The sequence below is a fragment of the Amycolatopsis samaneae genome, from assembly GCF_039541975.1.
Taxonomy (GTDB): domain Bacteria; phylum Actinomycetota; class Actinomycetes; order Mycobacteriales; family Pseudonocardiaceae; genus Amycolatopsis; species Amycolatopsis samaneae.
The window spans coordinates 65,215-81,806 of the sequence record NZ_BAABHG010000020.1 but is presented as its reverse complement, the minus strand read 5'-3'; the positions used below and the strand labels follow the sequence as shown (position 1 = coordinate 81,806).

The 16,592-nt window shown below is 71.9% G+C and carries 16 protein-coding genes; 15 read left to right on the top strand and 1 reads right to left on the bottom strand.

Annotated elements, in window-relative coordinates:
• Positions 1–130: 130 nt before the first annotated feature.
• The 12 genes from ABD987_RS38860 to folK all read left to right on the top strand — a co-directional run bounded on the left by ABD987_RS38860 (position 131) and on the right by folK (position 11,349).
• A complete protein-coding gene (locus tag ABD987_RS38860; protein ID WP_378214095.1) occupies positions 131–1,156 on the top strand; it encodes a zinc-dependent metalloprotease in 1,026 nt (341 codons plus the stop codon).
• Positions 1,153–2,130 carry a tRNA lysidine(34) synthetase TilS gene (tilS, locus tag ABD987_RS38855; RefSeq protein WP_345406549.1) on the top strand — a complete coding sequence of 326 codons (978 nt, stop codon included), beginning with the start codon at positions 1,153–1,155 and terminating at the stop codon, positions 2,128–2,130. The genes ABD987_RS38860 and tilS overlap by 4 nt, the downstream gene beginning before the upstream one ends.
• Before the next feature lie 3 nt (positions 2,131–2,133).
• Positions 2,134–2,685, top strand: coding sequence for a hypoxanthine phosphoribosyltransferase (hpt, locus tag ABD987_RS38850; protein WP_345406546.1), 552 nt, complete (start codon positions 2,134–2,136; stop codon positions 2,683–2,685).
• Between the two features lie 181 nt (positions 2,686–2,866).
• On the top strand, positions 2,867–3,232 hold the full coding sequence (locus ABD987_RS38845; RefSeq protein WP_345406543.1) for a hypothetical protein: 366 nt from the start codon (positions 2,867–2,869) through the stop codon (positions 3,230–3,232).
• A 23-nt stretch (positions 3,233–3,255) separates the two neighbouring features.
• Complete coding sequence (locus ABD987_RS38840; RefSeq protein WP_345406540.1) at positions 3,256–4,662, top strand: hypothetical protein; 1,407 nt, start codon at positions 3,256–3,258, stop codon at positions 4,660–4,662.
• A gap of 58 nt (positions 4,663–4,720) precedes the next feature.
• Positions 4,721–5,521, top strand: coding sequence for an ESX secretion-associated protein EspG (locus tag ABD987_RS38835; RefSeq protein ID WP_345406537.1), 801 nt, complete (start codon positions 4,721–4,723; stop codon positions 5,519–5,521).
• A gap of 88 nt (positions 5,522–5,609) precedes the next feature.
• Complete coding sequence (locus ABD987_RS38830; RefSeq protein ID WP_345406534.1) at positions 5,610–6,449, top strand: ESX secretion-associated protein EspG; 840 nt, start codon at positions 5,610–5,612, stop codon at positions 6,447–6,449.
• Positions 6,450–6,645: 196 nt separating this feature from the next.
• A complete protein-coding gene (ftsH, locus tag ABD987_RS38825; protein WP_345406531.1) occupies positions 6,646–9,060 on the top strand; it encodes an ATP-dependent zinc metalloprotease FtsH in 2,415 nt (804 codons plus the stop codon).
• Entirely contained in the window at positions 9,035–9,643 is a 609-nt protein-coding gene (folE, locus tag ABD987_RS38820) for a GTP cyclohydrolase I FolE (protein ID WP_345406528.1), read from the top strand. The genes ftsH and folE overlap by 26 nt, the downstream gene beginning before the upstream one ends.
• Before the next feature lie 38 nt (positions 9,644–9,681).
• Positions 9,682–10,491 carry a dihydropteroate synthase gene (gene folP, locus ABD987_RS38815; protein WP_345406781.1) on the top strand — a complete coding sequence of 270 codons (810 nt, stop codon included), beginning with the start codon at positions 9,682–9,684 and terminating at the stop codon, positions 10,489–10,491.
• Positions 10,481–10,858, top strand: a complete 378-nt coding sequence (folB, locus tag ABD987_RS38810) for a dihydroneopterin aldolase (protein ID WP_345406525.1) — start codon at positions 10,481–10,483, stop codon at positions 10,856–10,858. Before folP ends, folB begins: the two co-directional genes overlap by 11 nt.
• On the top strand, positions 10,855–11,349 hold the full coding sequence (gene folK / locus ABD987_RS38805; RefSeq protein WP_345406522.1) for a 2-amino-4-hydroxy-6-hydroxymethyldihydropteridine diphosphokinase: 495 nt from the start codon (positions 10,855–10,857) through the stop codon (positions 11,347–11,349). Before folB ends, folK begins: the two co-directional genes overlap by 4 nt.
• Positions 11,350–11,673: 324 nt before the next feature.
• On the opposite strand, the gene ABD987_RS38800 is transcribed toward folK, so the two are convergent.
• On the bottom strand, positions 11,674–12,615 hold the full coding sequence (locus tag ABD987_RS38800; protein ID WP_345406519.1) for a helix-turn-helix domain-containing protein: 942 nt from the start codon (positions 12,613–12,615) through the stop codon (positions 11,674–11,676).
• Positions 12,616–12,716: 101 nt separating this feature from the next.
• Between ABD987_RS38800 and ABD987_RS38795 the strand changes: the two genes are divergently transcribed.
• The 3 genes from ABD987_RS38795 to ABD987_RS38785 all read left to right on the top strand — a co-directional run bounded on the left by ABD987_RS38795 (position 12,717) and on the right by ABD987_RS38785 (position 16,523).
• A complete protein-coding gene (locus ABD987_RS38795; RefSeq protein ID WP_345406517.1) occupies positions 12,717–13,178 on the top strand; it encodes a DUF3180 domain-containing protein in 462 nt (153 codons plus the stop codon).
• A gap of 69 nt (positions 13,179–13,247) precedes the next feature.
• On the top strand, positions 13,248–15,293 hold the full coding sequence (locus tag ABD987_RS38790; protein ID WP_345406514.1) for a DUF6779 domain-containing protein: 2,046 nt from the start codon (positions 13,248–13,250) through the stop codon (positions 15,291–15,293).
• Between the two features lie 63 nt (positions 15,294–15,356).
• Positions 15,357–16,523: a PrsW family intramembrane metalloprotease gene (locus tag ABD987_RS38785; protein WP_345406511.1), complete on the top strand. Its 1,167-nt coding sequence runs from the start codon at positions 15,357–15,359 to the stop codon at positions 16,521–16,523.
• Positions 16,524–16,592 lie beyond the last annotated feature (69 nt).

Sequence of the window (16,592 nt, the reverse complement as noted above, 5' to 3'; positions counted from 1 at the left end):
CTCACCACCGCGAGCGCGCCGGGAATCGCGACACCGACAGGAGATCGGTACGGAAGTCGTGGCGGAAAAGCCGCCGGAGACGGGTAGCGTCGAAAGGGTGAGTCAGGAAACCGAGACCCGCCGTCGCCCGATCGTCGACTGGTCGCTCGCCGCGTCGACCGCCGCGTTCCTGGTACGCGGTGGCCCGCAGGTCCCGCGCGAGGAGGCCGAAGCGGCCGTCGCCGACCTCCGCGAGCTGACCGCCGAGGCGGAGGGGCACGTCCGCGAGCTGACCGGCCTCGGGCTCGACCTGCCGCTGCTGCCCGGCGAGGTCGTCGACCGGCCGGGCTGGGTCCGGTCCGCCGCGGCCGGGCTCGACGCGCTCACCGGCCGCGCGCTCCCCGAGGCGCAGGGCGGGCCGCTCGGCCCGGTACTGGCGTCCGGCGCCGGCGTGCAGACCGGGGTGGTGCTCGCCTTCCTCGCCTCCCGCATCCTCGGCCAGTACGACCCCTTCGGCGGGCCGGAGAAGACGGGCCAGCTCCTGCTCGTCGCGCCCAACGTCGTCGCCGCGCAGCGCGCGATGAAGGTGTCCGCGCACGATTTCCGGCTCTGGGTCTGCCTGCACGAATGCACCCACCGCCTGCAGTTCACCGCGGTGCCCTGGCTGCGCGACTACTTCGCCGACGAGGTCGAACGGCTCCTCGCCGGCCTCGCCGGGCGGGACGCCGACGGCCTGTCCGACCTGGTCGGCAAGCTGCCCGAGGTGATCAAGCAGGCCGGGCGCGGCCGGTTCGGCGGCGGGCTCGTCGATCTGCTCCAGTCCCCGGCCGAACGCGCCGTGCTCGACCGGCTGCTCGCGCTCTCGACGTTGCTCGAAGGCCACGCGGACTACGTCATGGACGCCGTCGGCCCCCGGGTCGTGCCGTCCGTCGACACGATCCGCGCGCGGTTCAGCGCGCGGCGCAAGGGCGGCGGCCCGCTCGACAAGCTGCTTCGCGCGCTGCTCGGCATCGACGCGAAGATCCGGCAGTACGAGGAGGGCGCGAAGTTCACCCGGTACGTCGTCGACGAGGTCGGCATGGCCGGGTTCAACGCCGTCTGGACGTCCCCCAACACCCTGCCCACCCGCGCCGAAATCACCGACCCCGCCGGATGGGTCCGGCGCCTGCACGGGTGACCGGCCCCGGCCAGGCGGTCGCGGCGGTCCGGCTCGCCGTCCGGGAGTTCTTCGCCGTCACCCGGCCGCCGTCCCGGATCGACGTCGCGGTGTCCGGTGGCGCGGACTCCCTCGCGCTGACCGAAGCGACCGCGCACGCCGCGCACCGGGCCGGGCTGCGGGTCCGCGCGCTCGTGGTCGATCACGGCCTGCAGGCGGGTTCGGGGAAGACCGCCGAAGACGCCGCCGCCACGGCCCGCGCGCTGGGTGCCGACGAGGCCAAGATCCTCACCGCGACCGTCCACGGCCCCGGCGGCCCGGAGGCCGCGGCCCGCAGGGCGCGGTACGACGCGCTGCGCCGGGCGGCCCCCGCCGACGCACTCGTCCTGCTCGGCCACACCAGGGACGACCAGGCGGAGACGGTCCTGCTTGGCCTCGGCCGCGGCTCGGGGCCCCGGTCGCTCGCCGGGATGCGCCCGCACAACCCGCCATGGGGGCGGCCGCTGCTCGACGTCACCAGGGCGACCACGGCGCGGGCCTGCGCGGAGCTCGGCGTCGAGCCATGGCACGACCCGCACAACACCGATTCGCGGTTCACCCGCGTCCGGTTGCGCACCGAGGTCCTGCCGTTGCTGGAGGACGTGCTCAGCGGCGGGGTCGCCGCCGCGCTCGCCCGCACCGCGACGCAGCTGCGTGAGGACAACGAGGCGTTGGACACACTCGCCGACGCGCTCTTGTCCCGTTCGGACACCGGCGACGGCCTCGACGTGGCCGTCCTCGCCGCGGAGCCGCCCGCACTCCGGCGCCGGGTCCTGCGCAGGTGGCTGCTGCTCGGCGGCGTCCGCGAGCTGACCGACGCGCACCTGCGGGCCGTCGACGCGTTGATCGGCCGCTGGCGCGGTCAGGGCGGCGTTTGGCTACCCGGCGAGTTGGAGGCCCGCCGGGCGCATGGCAGGCTTTGCCTGAAACCTCAATCCACCACACGAGGGGAATGACCCGTGTACGAAGGCGAGATCGCCTCCGTGCTCGTCACCGAGCAGCAGATCAAGGACAAGATCGCGGAACTGTCGGCCAAGATCGCCGCCGACTACCCGGCCAACGGAAGCGGGGAGCTCCTGCTGGTCGGCGTCCTCAAGGGCGCCGTGATGTTCATGACCGACTTCGCGCGGGCGCTGCCGCTGCCGACGCAGCTGGAGTTCATGGCCGTCTCGTCGTACGGCTCGTCGACCTCCTCCTCGGGGGTGGTTCGCATCCTCAAGGACCTCGACCGCGACATCGCGGGCCGGGACGTCCTGATCGTCGAGGACATCGTCGACTCGGGCCTGACGCTGTCGTGGCTGCTGAAGAACCTGGCCAGCCGCAACCCGGCCTCGCTCGAGGTCGTCTCGCTGCTGCGCAAGCCGGAGGCGGTCAAGGTCGACGTACCGGTCAAGTACATCGGCTTCGACATCCCGAACGAGTTCGTCGTCGGCTACGGCCTCGACTACGCGGAGCGTTACCGCGACCTTCCCTACATCGGGACCCTGGATCCGCACGTCTACACGTCCTGACCTCGCCCGCTGAACGGGGACTCGACCCTTCTTCGCGGAACTGCTTGCGGTCACGGGCGGTGATGCGGAACCCTGAGCATCGCCATTGCGTCATAGGTGCCGATCTGGTCGGTTAACCTAAGCAAAGAGTCCAGGCCATGGGGCCGACGAGGGCCTGCCAGGGGGAACGGAGAGAGGGCAGATGGGCACAAGCAGCGTGGCCGACGCGAACGCGTTCAAGGCAGCGGCAGTGGCGGGTCAGGTGGGGATCGACCCCGACGCGGCCCAGACCGTACTGAACAAGATCCGCACGGGCAAGGACGCCGTCGAGACGCTGCTCGCGAACGCCGGCGCGCTCGCGGAGAAGCCGCAGCTCGGCGCCAACCCGGTCGGTCAGGCGATGGCGGCCAAGTTCGAGCACCGTGCCGAGGGCGGCAACGACTCCTACGCCGCCGCCCTGCGCAACCTGCTCGGTCAGTACGAGGCCGCCGAGCAGGGCATCGTCACCGCGATGGCGCGCTACCACGAGATCGACCACGCCGCCGCCGAACCGTTCCGGCACGCCTGACATCCGAGGGGGATTCCGTAGTCATGGCACCCAAGCACAGCAGTGAAGGGCTGGGCGGCGACTCGTCCTCGCCCCTGCCCACGCCGTCGTCGACCGGTTCGAACCCGTCGAAGGTCCCGCTCGGGGACAACTCGGCGTCGCAGGACATCGTCAACGCCGCCCGCGGCCGCTCCGACGGCTTCGAGATGGGCGGCGACCGCGCGATCGGCAGCCCGCCGAACTGGCAGGGCCAGGAAAGCCTGCAGCTCTACAAGATGGCCACCGACAACAACGTGCCCTCGACGGCGCAGTCGATCGGGCACACCTGGAGCCACCACGGCCGCGAGCTGAGCCAGGCGTCCAACGACCTGTACTCGGCGATCTCCGAGCTCGGCGCGGTGTGGATCGGCCAGGGCGCGGCGTCCGCGCAGAGCGCGCTGGTCGCCATCGCGAACTCGGGTTCGCAGGCGTCCGAGGCCGCGCACACCATGGCGGACCGCCTCGCCAAGCAGGCCGCGGCGGCCGAAGAAGTCAAGAAGATGCCGCAGCCGAAGGGCTACAACCCGAAGACCGGCATGATCGACGCGCTCGCGGGCGGCCCCGCGGCCATGGTCGTCGACCAGAAGGCGGCGGCCGACGCCGCCGACGCGGTCAAGCAGCAGCAGGTCCAGTTCTTCACCAACTACACCAAGTCGATGAGCGAGGTGGACAGCTCGACCCCGAGCTTCGGTCCCGAATCGCTCGGCATGAAGCCGACCCCGACGCACAACTCGGTGGGCGGCTTCGGCAACGTCGGCGGGGTCCACGCCACCTCGGTCGGCCACGGCGTCAGCGGCGGCGGCACCTCCTTCGGCAGCCACGGCGCCGTCGTGGGCGGGTCCTCCGGCGCCCCGGCCGGGCACGTGCCGGACTCCGGGACGTTCGGGACCTCGGGATACACCGGCGGTAACCCCCTCTCCGGCGGCGCCGGTGTCGGCACGGGCGCCGTCCCCGCCGCGCCCGCGACCCCCTCGGTGCCCACCGGCGGCGCGGGCAGCGGCTTCGGCCAGGCGCTGGGCGCCGGCGCGCTCGGCGGCGGCCTCGGCCTCGCCGGTGGCCGCGCGCTGGGCCAGGGCGGCCGGACCGGCGCGAAGTCCGAGTCGGAGACCTCCGCCGCGGCGGCCGAGAAGCAGGGCGCGGCGCAGAGCGCGGCTTCGGCCAACGCGCCGCAGCAGGGCGTCGTCCCGTCGGCGGGCACCATCGGCGCGCAGGGCACGCCGCCGGGGATGAACCCGATGGGTGGCGGCATGGGCGGCGGGATGGGTGGCGCGCACGGTGCGCACGCCGAGCAGGACGAGGAGCACACCCACGCCTCGTTCCTCATCGAGCCCGACCCCGACGACACCTTCGGCGCCAACGAAGCGACCCCGCCGCCGGTGATCGGCGCGTGGTCGGAGGAAGACGACCGCTGAGACCGGGCGGGCGCGCGGGGAACCGCGCGCCCGCCCCGATCCTGGGAGGGGCTGGTCGATGCCGACCGCCGAGCTGCTCACCCTGCTCGAGCTGGACTTCCTGTGGGAGGAAGCCGCGGTGGGGGAGCTGCCCTACCCGCTGCGGGGACGTTCCCACGGCGTGACACTGGACGAGCGGGCCGCGCTGCGGCGGCAGACACTGGAGGGCCTGGTCCGGCGCGGGCTCGCCGATCACCGCGGCCGTCCGGAACCGCATCTCGAGGACTACTTCGGGCTGCTCGCCTCGCCCGAGGTGAGCCTCGACATCGTCCAGCTGCTCGACCCGGAGAGCGAACCACTGCTGGCGGTCGCCGGGGCACTGGGCGGGCAGGGCCTGCTCGCCGTGCAGGACGGCAGGGGGCTGCACCTGCAGCCGATCCCGGCCGACGGGCTGGCCAGCGCGATCATCTCGCTGCTGCCCGGCGCACCGCGCGGCACCGAGAAGTCCATCACCGTGCCGCTCGAACAGCTCGTCGGCAGCTCCGGGGTGGACTTCCTGCAGCGGCGCGGGAACCACGTCGACGGCGACGGCCGCGCGAGCGTCGACGAGGACCGCAAGGCACTCGCCAGGCTGCACGCCCAGCGCAGGCTGCGTGGCGGGCAGATCGGCGCCAACGCGCGCGGCCGCCTCGGCGGCCGGACGAGGACACCGGTGCTGAGCTGGTTCGACACCGAGACCGGCCGCTACTTCACCCAGGCTTCCCGCGGCCGCGACGGCCGCGACTGGATCACCATCGCCCCGGCCGACCCCGCGACGCTGCGGCACCGGCTCGGCGAGATGCTGACCTCGGCGGGCAACGCCACCGCCGCCTCGCTCTGACGGCCCGGCGGCCCATCGCGGGGAAGGCGTTACCGCGGGCACGGTGACGTCGTTACGCTGAGCAAGAGCACGAACGTGGAGAGTTGTTTTGGGGTTTCAGGAGTTCTTTTCCCCGCTGGCGTTCGACTTCCTGTGGGAGTCGGCCGGCCTCGGTGAGCTGCCGTATCCGCTGCGGATCCGGTCGCACGGCGCGGACGAGGACGAGCGGGTGTCGCTGCGGCACCGCGTCGACGCCGAGCTGTCCGCCCGCGGAGTCCGGGACGCGCGCGGCAGGCTCGAACCGGACATCGAGGACGTGCTGCACCTGATCGCCCGCGCGCCGCTGACGATCGACGCCCTGCACATCCCCCGGTTCGAGGCCCCGACCGTCGGGCTGCTCGCCGCGGGCGACGGGCGCAAGGGCGTCGTGGCCATCCAGGACGACGACGGCGTCTGGCTGCGGAGCGCCCCGCCGGACGGTCTCGTCTCGACCGTCGTCGACCTGCTGCCCGCCGGCCGGCGCGGCTCCGAGGCCCCGATCACCCTGCCGCTGGACGAGGCGCTGCGCACCGCGCCGATGCGTGTCCCGGTCAGCGCGACACCGCCGGAATCCGCGGAAAAGGGCAAGCGGAAAGAACGGTCCCAAGCACCGAGACGGACATCACTGAGCGAGCGCGTCACAGTGGACCCGCGTGAGGCCTACGCCCGGCTCTCGGGGCAGCCCCGGCTGTGCGGCGGTCAGCTGGCAGCGAACAGCCGCTCGCAGGTCGGCGCGCGGCAGCGCTCCAGGGTGCTGGCCTGGTTCGACACCGCTACCGGGCGTTATCTGAGCCTGTCACGGGCGGGAACCGACGGGCGGGAGTGGGTGACCGTAGCCCCGGCGGACCCGAAAACACTGCGCACCCGGCTCGGTGAGATGGTCTCCAGCGTGGCGGTCGACACACGCTAGGGTGACCGCCGCACGCCCGCCAGGGAACCCCGGCACGCTGTCCGCCGTTGACCCAGAGGCTCAGAGGGTTCGTTCGCCCGGGCGGACGGTACCCTGATGGGACGGGTGTCCAGGCACCACGGCTGTCAAGATCGCATGGCGGGTATCACAGGAGCCGCCCAACCAGGGAGGGTCGAGGCCAGCAGGGCCGAGTCGTATGAACCGGAAGAGCGTGCTCAGGAACCCACTGCTTTGGATCGTCGCGGGGTTGCTGGCGTTGTTCGCATACAACACGATCTTCGACAGCGATCGTGGGTACACCCAGGTGCCCATCTCGGTGGCGAACCAGCAGATCACCCAGAACCACATCAAGGAAGCGAATCTCGAGGACAAGGAGCAGTCGGTCAAGCTGCTGCTCACGCAGAAGATCGACTACGACGGTCAGCAGACCGACCAGATCCTCGCGCAGTACCCCGCGGACGCCTCCTACGACATCTACAGCAAGCTGCTCGCCGCGAAGAACGGCGACGCGCCGATCAAGTTCACCACCAAGGTCACCCAGCAGAGCTTCCTGACCCAGCTGCTGATCTTCGCCATCCCGCTCGCGCTCGTGCTCGGGCTGCTGATGTGGATGATGAACAACGCGCAGGGCGGCGGGAACCGCGTCCTCAACTTCGGCAAGTCGAAGGCCAAGCAGCTCAACAAGGACATGCCGAAGACCACCTTCGGTGACGTCGCCGGCGCCGACGAGGCCGTCGAAGAGCTGTACGAGATCAAGGACTTCCTGCAGAACCCGGCGCGCTACCAGGCACTCGGGGCGAAGATCCCGAAGGGCGTGTTGCTCTACGGCCCGCCCGGTACCGGTAAGACGCTGCTCGCGCGCGCCGTCGCCGGCGAGGCGGGCGTGCCGTTCTACACGATCTCCGGTTCGGACTTCGTCGAGATGTTCGTCGGTGTCGGCGCCTCGCGTGTCCGCGACCTGTTCGAGCAGGCCAAGCAGAACGCGCCGTGCATCATCTTCGTCGACGAGATCGACGCCGTCGGCCGTCAGCGCGGCGCCGGTCTCGGCGGCGGGCACGACGAGCGTGAGCAGACCCTGAACCAGCTGCTCGTCGAGATGGACGGCTTCGACGCCCGCGGCGGCATCATCCTGATCGCCGCCACCAACCGGCCCGACATCCTCGACCCGGCGCTGCTGCGCCCCGGCCGGTTCGACCGGCAGATCCCGGTGTCCGCGCCCGACATGCGCGGCCGTCGCGCGATCCTCGAGGTGCACGCCAAGGGCAAGCCGATCGCGCAGGGCACCGACCTGGGCGGCCTCGCCAAGCGGACCGTGGGCATGTCCGGCGCGGACCTGGCGAACGTGCTGAACGAGGCCGCGTTGCTCACCGCCCGCCAGAACGGGCACGTGATCACCGACGCGGCGCTGGAGGAGTCGGTCGACCGCGTGGTCGGCGGCCCGGCGCGCAAGAGCCGGATCATCTCCGAGAAGGAGAAGAAGATCACCGCCTACCACGAGGGCGGGCACGCGCTCGCCGCGTGGGCGATGCCGGACATCGAGCCGGTGTACAAGCTGACGATCCTCCCGCGCGGCCGCACGGGCGGACACGCCCTGCTCGTCCCCGAGGACGACAAGGACCTGATGACCCGCTCCGAGATGATCGGGCGGCTGGTCTTCGCGATGGGTGGCCGCACGGCGGAGGAGCTCGTCTTCCACGAGCCCACCACCGGCGCCTCGTCCGACATCGAACAGGCGACAAAGATCGCCCGCGCGATGGTCACCGAGTACGGCATGAGTGCCCGCCTCGGCGCGGTCAAGTACGGCCAGGAGCAGGGTGACCCGTTCCTCGGCCGGTCGGCCGGACGGCAGGCGGACTACTCGCTGGAAGTGGCGCACGAGATCGACGAGGAGGTGCGCAAGCTCATCGAGACGGCGCACACCGAGGCGTGGCACGTGCTCAACACCTACCGCGACGTGCTCGACGAGCTGGTCATCGAGCTCCTGGAGAAGGAGACGCTGACCCGCAAGGACCTGGAGCGGATCTTCGCCACGGTCGAGAAGCGCCCGCACATCACCGTCTTCAACGAGTTCGGTGAGCGGACCCCGTCGGACAAGCCGCCGATCAAGACCCCGGGCGAGCTGGCGATGGAGCGCGGCGAGCCGTGGCCGCCGCCGGAGAAGGAGCAGCCCAAGCAGGTGTCGCAGCCGGCGCCGACCCCGGTCGGCAGCGGTACCGGTGCCGTCGGCGAGCTGCCCGCGCCGCCGCCGTACCCGGTTGCGGCGGACCCGAACGCGAACCCGTACGCCCCGCCGCCGCCCGGTGGCTACGCGAACGGTGGTCGTCCGAACACCGGGCCGAACGGCGCGGGCCCGTGGCCGCAGGCCTATGGTGGTCAGCAGCCGGGCGGATATCACCCGGGTGGTCAGGCCGGTGCGCCCGGCGGCCCGCCGAACTACGGGGCGCCTCCGGGATGGACGCCGGCGACCTCGCCGGGCGGGCAGTCCGCGCAGCAGCCCTGGCACCCCGGCGGTGGCGAGCACGGCAGGCCCGCCGACCCGGCCGGTGGCCAGCAGCATGACGAGGGACAGCACCGCCGTGACGTGGATGGACGAGACGACAACAGGCAGTGACGCCGACCGCCCGGTCTTCGATCAGGACCGGGCGGAAAAGGCGGTTCGCGAACTGTTGCTCGCCTGCGGTGAGGACCCGGACCGGGACGGTCTGCTCGACACGCCCGCCCGGGTCGCCCGCGCTTACCGCGAGATGTTCGCCGGGCTCTACACCAATCCCGATTCGGTCCTCGACAGGACCTTCGACGAGGCGCACGAGGAACTCGTCCTCGTCACCGACATCCCGATGTTTTCGACCTGTGAACACCATTTAGTGCCATTCAATGGTGTCGCGCATGTCGGTTATATTCCGAATGGTCATGGCAAGGTCACCGGACTGTCCAAACTGGCCAGGCTGGTGGATCTCTACGCGAAGCGACCCCAGGTGCAGGAGCGGCTGACCTCGCAGGTCGCCGACGCGCTGGTCCGGAAGCTGGAGCCGCGCGGGGTGATCGTGGTGGTCGAGGCCGAGCACCTATGTATGGCCATGCGCGGGATCCGCAAGCCCGGCGCCCGCACGACGACGTCGGCGGTACGTGGGCTGTTGAAGACGTCGGCCTCTTCGCGGGCCGAAGCGCTCGATCTGATCAAGGGGCGCCGGTGAACCCGCCTTCGCTGCCTTCCCCGGGGCGCTGCGCGGTGATGGGCGTCCTCAATGTCACGCCGGATTCGTTTTCCGACGGCGGTCGCTATCTCGACGTCGGGCAGGCGCTCGACCACGCACGGGAGATGTGGGCCCGCGGCGCCGATCTCATCGACGTCGGCGGCGAGTCGACGCGGCCCGGCGCGTCCCGGGTGGACGCGGAAACCGAACTGGCTCGGGTGCTCCCGGTGATCCGCGCGCTCGCGGGCGAGGGGATCGTGCTCTCCGTGGACACCACGCGCGCGGCGGTGGCCGCGGCGGCGCTCGAAGCCGGCGCGCGGGTGATCAACGACGTGTCGGGCGGGCTGGCCGATCCGGACATGGCGCGGGTCGCGGCCGAGAGCGGGGCGCCGTGGGTGCTGATGCACTGGCGCGGGCACAGCAGGGACATGCAGCGGCTCGCGTCCTATCGGGACGTCGTGGCGGAGGTCCGCGCCGAACTGCTGTCCAGAGTGGACGAAGCGATCCGGTCCGGAGTGGACGAAGGCGCGATCGTGCTCGATCCGGGGCTCGGGTTCGCGAAGGACGCCGAGCACGACTGGGCCCTGTTGCACGGCTTGGATTCGTTGCTGTCGCTCGGTTTCCCGGTGCTTGTCGGAGCTTCGCGAAAACGTTTTCTCGGGCGGCTCCTGTCCGACAAGGACAGTAAGCCACGGCCGCCGGACGGCCGCGAGGACGCCACCGCGGCGGTGTCCGTGCTGGCCGCGGCGGCCGGGGCGTGGGGTGTGCGGGTGCACGAGGTCGGCGCGTCGCTGGACGCGGTCGCCGTCGCGGCGGCTTGGCGGAGAGGAAGACCGGATGAGCACTGATCCGACGAGCACCGACCGGATCACCTTGACCGGGCTCCGGGTGTTCGGGCACCACGGGGTGTTCGAGCACGAGAAGCGGGACGGGCAGGAGTTCGTCGTCGACATCACCGTGTGGCTGGATCTCGGCCCGGCCGCGGCGTCCGACGATCTCACCAAGACGCTGCACTACGGGGAGCTGGCCGAGCTCGCCGCGGGGATCGTCGCGGGCGAGCCGTACGACCTGATCGAGAGTGTCGCGGGCCGGATCGCGGACGCGGTGGTCGCCGACGAGCGGTTGTCGGCGGTCGAGGTCACCGTGCACAAGCCGTCCGCGCCGATCCCGCTGACGTTCGACGACGTCGCCGTCACCGTCCGGCGACAGCGATGAGCCGGGCGCTCCTTTCGCTCGGCTCGAACCTCGGTGATCGGCTGGGATTCCTGAAGATCGCGGTCGAGGCGGTGCGCCCGGCGCTGGTCGCGGTGTCGGGGGTGTACGAGACGAAGGCGTGGGGTGTGGAGGACCAGCCGGACTTCCTCAACGCCGTTTGCCTGGTGGACGATCCGGCGCGGGATCACTGGGACTGGCTGCGCACCGGGCAGGCCGCCGAACGCGCGGCGGGCCGGGTGCGGGAGCTGCGGTGGGGGCCGCGGACGCTCGATGTCGACATAGTGACCGTCGACAGTGTGCGCTCGGACGATCCCGAACTGCTGCTGCCGCATCCCGGCACGCCGGATCGCGCGAGTGTGCTCGTCCCGTGGCTGGAGATCGAGCCGGGGGCGACACTGCCCGGCCACGGCCCCGTCGCGGATCTGCTCGCGGCCCTGCCCGAGGCCGATCGCGCCGGTGTCCGGCTCCGCCCCGACCTCGTCCTGCCCTGAGAGCGCTGAAGGACGCTTTCAGTGCGGTGGGCGCACTGAAGGACGCTTTCAGTGCATCGAGCGCACCTAAGGCGTCCTTCAGCACACCCGGGCGCCGGACTTCGCTGTCGGCCTCGTGCACTGTCCTCAGCGGCACATTCGGAACCTCGCCGCCGCGCCGGATCGGGCCCATACCCATCGTTACTCAGGGGCAGTCCCCTGGGCATTCCCCCACCCTCCCGGGGGCACCCCTGCAACCAGCTTATCGTGGTTGACCTGGGGAAATGGGGTGTCCGGTGAATCTGTGGACAACCCGGGTGGTTGTGGACAAGGTGGGGGCGGTCGTCAGGCGTGGGCCTTGAGCGCCGCGACGATCCACTGCGCCGGGGCGGCCTGGCTCGGGAAGGGCGGCCAGCCGTTGATGATCCCGAGCAGCGTCCAGTACCGCTCGGCACGCGGGTCGGCGCCCGCGGCGATCGTCTCGGCCAGCTCGCGCCGGTAGGCCGGGTCGGCGGCGTCGCGACTGGGCGACGCCGACGCCGTGAAGACCTCCTCCGCCAGCTCGCGGCCCTTCGGCGAGTCCGGGGTGATCCCGCCGTCAAGGCACTCCTGGGCGCGGGTGCTCCAGGAGAACCAGTGTTCCTGCTGGGCGGCGCCGATCGCCGGCTGTTCACCGGTCTTCCGCTGCTCGGAGTGGCGGGTGCTCATGTCGCGGATCAGCGCGCGGAAGCCGGGATCCTGGATCAGCTCGGCGAACTCGATCCACGCCTCCAGCTGCTCCGGGCTCGGATCGTCCGGGAGGTCCGGCTTCGCCGAGCTCATCCGGGCGTAGAACTCCGGGTCGACTTCGAGCCCCTCGGACATCTCCGCCCAGAACTCGTCGAGCAGTCTCCTGCGTTCCTCGTCGGACATCGACGCGAGACGGTTCATCAGTTTCACTTCCTCCAACTCGGAATCACGCTTCACCACCGCGCGCAGCACCGCCCGGCGCAGCCGCAGCCGCCGGATCTGCTCGTCGAGCGCTTCGACGTGCCGGACCGCCAGGTCACGCACCGTCGCCTGCCTGCTCAGCGCCTGTTCGACCTCGGCGAGGCCGAGGCCGAGCTCGCGCAGCGTGCGGACCAGCTCCAGCCGGGCCAGTGCCCTGGTGTCGTAAAGGCGGTACCCGGCGCCGGTCCGCTCGGTCGGGGGCAGCAGGCCCTCGTCCGAATAGAACCGGATCGTCTTCACCGGCAGGCCGGTCCGCCTGGCCAGTTCGCCGATGGTGAAAGTACCCACAGCTCGCATGATGAAGTCTCCAGTCGGTGGAGAGTCAAGTTCCGAGACATGTTCTACCGTCGAGGACGCATCGGCGGAGTGCCGCATCGCCGACTCGGTACCGTGGGGGCATGCACTTCACCCGGCCACGGGACCTGGTGGTGGCCGGGCTGCTCGGTTTGGTCCTCGGCTACCTGCTGTTCCTGGTTTCCTACGGATCGCTGCCGCAGTTGCCCGCCCTCGCCGGGGTCACCTTCGCGGTGCTGGCCGTGATCGAAGCCGTGCTGGCGTTCGTCGTCCGAGCCCGGGTCCGGGCCGGTCGGTTACGTTCCGCGATCGGCGTCGCACGTTCGGTGGCACTCGCCAAGGCGAGTTCGCTCGCGGGCGCGTTCATGGCGGGTGCGTGGCTGGCGGCGTTCGCCTACGTCTTTCCCCGGCGTGACGAACTCGTCGCGGCGGTGGCCGACACCCCCGCGACGGTGATCGGCGTCGGGTCCTCGGTGCTGCTCGTAGCTGCGGCTTTGTGGCTGGAGCACTGCTGCCGGACGCCGTCGGACAGTGATCGGGAGCACCCCGGGCGAACGACCGGTTAACGCCCGGATCGGACCGCTCGAAGTACCGACTAGGTCTCGTTCGGATTACTAGAAGGTACGGTGTCTGTCATGACCGGCGTGGGTGACGACTCGCGCGGCCGCCTACTGGGCAGGCCGTGGCTAGTTGTCGGCTTGATCCTCGCCATCGGCGCCACCCTCGCGCTCGTGCTCAGCGATGACCTTCGCTACCTCCGGCTCGGCATCGTCGCCGCCCTCTGGGCCGCCCTGATCGGCGGCTTCCTGGCGGTGCGTTATCGCAAGCACGCGGCACATTCCGAGGACGCGGTCGCCGAGGCGCAGGCGGTGTACGAACTCGAACTCGAGCGGGAGATTGCGGCTCGCCGCGAATACGAGCTGGAGATGGAAGCGGAGAGCAGGGCCGCCGCCGACTCGAGGTCCCATGAGGAGCTCGAGGCGCTGCGTGCCGAGGTCCTCGCCCTGCGGGAGAACCTGCAGGCCCTCTTCGGTGGCGAGGTGCTGCTGGAGCGGGTCGCGCTCACCGCGCAGGCGACCAGGATGCGCTCGCTGCACGACGAGAACCGTCTCGTCACCGGCGGCGAGGAACTCGGCAAGTCCGTGCCCGCCCAGCTGCTCGCCGGGCCCGGCGGCAACGGCGGTCTCAGCGCCACCCTCGACGGGGGCGACGTCGGAAACGGGAACGGCGACCGCAACAAGGGGCGCGGCACCAAGCCCAAGAAGCCCGCCGAGCCTGCCGAGCGGCCCACCGAGCTGATCGAACGCGTCCGCGACAAGGCCCCGATGTCGGACCGTCGCCGCAAACCCGCCACCGGGAACAACGGCGCCGGTGACCTCCAGCGCACCCAGCAGATCTCCCGGCCGAAGCCCGCCCGCGCGGAGGCGAAACCCGCGGCGCCGGCGGATCCGCTGGCCGACACCGCCGCCGCCCGCGCGGTGAAGGACGCCGAGCAGCGTGCCGAGGCCGCGCGACGGCAGGCCGCCGCGTCCGACCGAGGGCAGGCCCCGCGCGCCGAACGGCAGCGCCCGCCGGAGCCGAAGAAGCAGGCGGCCCGGCCGGAACCGGTCCGCGCCGAGGCCACCCGCCGGGAGGCGCCCCGCGCGGACGCCCCCGCCGCCGAGCTGTCGCGTCCGGGCATGCGCCCGGCGGAGGCCTCGCGGCCGGAGATGCCCCGCGCGGCCGCGCCGAAGGGCCGGTTCGGGCCCCGTCCGAACGCCGAACAGAGCAGTCCCGGGATGCCGGTGACCGAGCAGCGGCCCGCCGAGGCGGACCTGACCCGGCCCGCGATGAAGCCGTCCGAGCGCGGCCGTCCCGCTTCGAGCGTCGCGCCGCCCGCGCGTCCGCGCCCGGAGCCGGAGACGCCCAAGGAGAACACCGCCGAGTGGCAGCCCGGCTGGGCCGGGTCCCGGACACCGGACCGCGCGGTCTCCGACCTGAGCGCCGCGTTCCCGAACCGGGACGACTTCGCCGAGCGTGCCCGGCCGAAGCGGCCCCAGCCGCCCGCCGAACCGGCGACCGAGCCGACCCCGGAACAGCCGCTCGCCGCCCGGCAGCCCTCGCGCACGGATCTGCCGCCCGCGCGCCCCGAGCCGCCGGCCGCCGCCGAGCCCGAACCGCGTAAGCCGTCCAAGCTGGAGCAGTTCTCGCGGGCGGATCTTTCGCCGATCCTCGAGACCCCGGCGAACCGGCACGGCGCGCATCGCACGCCCGCCGAGGAGGCGCCCGAGGAGCCGAAGCCCGCCGCTCCGGCGCCGGCACCGGCGGAACGCGGCCGGAGTGGCGGCCGTCGCCGTCGCGCCGAGGACGAGCAGCCGCCGACGCCCGCGCCCGGGTCGGGCGGTGGCCGCAGGCGCCGTCCCGACGGCGAGCCGCCGGCCTGGGAAGGTCTGGTCACCGAACGCCCGTCCGGTAGTCACGGTAAGCAACCGGAGAACGACGGCGGCGCGGTCAACGGGGCCGCCGGACACCACGCCGACGCCGAGGCCGAGACCAACGGCTCGGCGCCGAGGGGCCGCCGGGCCGCGGAGCCGGAGGACGCCGGTGGTTCGCACGCCGCGGGCCGATCGGTCAACGAGCTGCTCGCGGCGCACGGCGGCGGCTCCTCGACGCCCCGGCGCCGTCGGCGTGCCGAGGACTGAGCCGGCGTGTGGCGTCCGGGTGAGCGGACCCGCCCCGGCGCGGTGTGCGTAGGGTGACTCGCTGTGAGCGGATCCTCCACGGCGACGACTCTGGACCGCGGGCGCGTGTCGCGACGGATCACCGTCCTGCTGCCCGTGCTCGGGCTCATCGCCATCGCCCTGTGCGGCCTGTTCCTGTTCGGCCTCGCCACGACCCGCGTCGGAGTGGTCGCGGTGGGGATCGGCACCGTCGCGGCGCTGGTGCCGGTCGCGGTGGTCGTCGCCACGTTCCTGTGGGTCGACCGCTGGGAGCCCGAACCCGCGAAGCTGCTACTGCTCGCCTTCTTCTGGGGCGCCTGTGTGGCGACGATCGCGGCGCTGCTCATCAACAGCACCGCGGAGGCCGTCGGTGACCTGCTGCTCGGCAGCGGGCAGGGCAGCACGTTCAGCGCGGTGGTGTCCGCGCCGATCGTCGAGGAGGCGCTGAAGGGCGCCTTCGTGCTGCTCATCCTGTGGCGGCGCACCAGCGAGTTCGACGGCGTGGTCGACGGCGTCGTCTACGCGGGGTTCAGCGCCGCGGGCTTCGCCTTCATGGAGAACATCTACTACTTCGGCCGCGCGTTCGCCGACCACGGATTCGGGAACGGCCAGAACTCCGGGGTGCTCGCCGCCTTCTTCCTGCGGGGCGTGCTGTCGCCGTTCACGCATCCGCTGTTCGCGGTGCTGACCGGGATCGGCATCGGCGTGGCCGCGACCACCGCGAGCAAGGCGATGCGGATCCTGGCGCCGCTCGGGGGCTACCTCGCCGCGGTGTGCCTGCACGCGCTGTGGAACGGTTCCGCGCTGATCGGCGGGTCGAAGACCTTCCTCACCGTGTACTTCCTGATCATGGTCCCGCTCTTCATCGCGGTGTTCTACCTGGTGGTTCTCCAACGACGCCGGGAACAGCGGATCGTGGCCGCCGCGCTGCCCAAGATGGTCACCAACCGCTGGATCGCGCCGTCGGAGGTGGACCTGCTTTCCAGCCTTTCGGGACGCCGTGACTGGCGGCGTCAGGCCCGGCGCGAATCCGGGAAGCAGGCCGCGAAGGCGGTCGGGCTCTACCAGGCGAGCGTGACCGAGCTGGCCTTTCTGTACCGTCGTGGCCTGCGCACGGAAGACGACCGGGAGCGTCAGGCCGAGCTGTTGGCGACGTTGAAGGCGGCCCGGGCCGAGGCCGTCCGGCTCGCCAAGAGCGCCCGGTCGGGGTGACCCGGTCCGGGTGAAGCTTGTCACCTGAGGTCCGTGCTCCGGGCGGATCGGGGCTACTCTCGCCGCGTC

Bases quoted from the DNA above. Each gene is read 5' to 3' on its own strand.
- folB (WP_345406525.1), top strand. From the start codon at position 10,481: ATGAGCACTGATCCGACGAGCACCGACCGGATCACCTTGACCGGGCTC.
- folK (WP_345406522.1), top strand. From the start codon at position 10,855: ATGAGCCGGGCGCTCCTTTCGCTCGGCTCGAACCTCGGTGATCGGCTG.
- ABD987_RS38835 (WP_345406537.1), top strand. From the start codon at position 4,721: ATGCCGACCGCCGAGCTGCTCACCCTGCTCGAGCTGGACTTCCTGTGG.
- ABD987_RS38790 (WP_345406514.1), top strand. From the start codon at position 13,248: ATGACCGGCGTGGGTGACGACTCGCGCGGCCGCCTACTGGGCAGGCCG.
- ABD987_RS38795 (WP_345406517.1), top strand. From the start codon at position 12,717: ATGCACTTCACCCGGCCACGGGACCTGGTGGTGGCCGGGCTGCTCGGT.
- ABD987_RS38800 (WP_345406519.1), bottom strand. From the start codon at position 12,615: ATGCGAGCTGTGGGTACTTTCACCATCGGCGAACTGGCCAGGCGGACC.
- ftsH (WP_345406531.1), top strand. From the start codon at position 6,646: ATGAACCGGAAGAGCGTGCTCAGGAACCCACTGCTTTGGATCGTCGCG.
- folE (WP_345406528.1), top strand. From the start codon at position 9,035: ATGGACGAGACGACAACAGGCAGTGACGCCGACCGCCCGGTCTTCGAT.
- ABD987_RS38840 (WP_345406540.1), top strand. From the start codon at position 3,256: ATGGCACCCAAGCACAGCAGTGAAGGGCTGGGCGGCGACTCGTCCTCG.
- ABD987_RS38845 (WP_345406543.1), top strand. From the start codon at position 2,867: ATGGGCACAAGCAGCGTGGCCGACGCGAACGCGTTCAAGGCAGCGGCA.
- folP (WP_345406781.1), top strand. From the start codon at position 9,682: ATGGGCGTCCTCAATGTCACGCCGGATTCGTTTTCCGACGGCGGTCGC.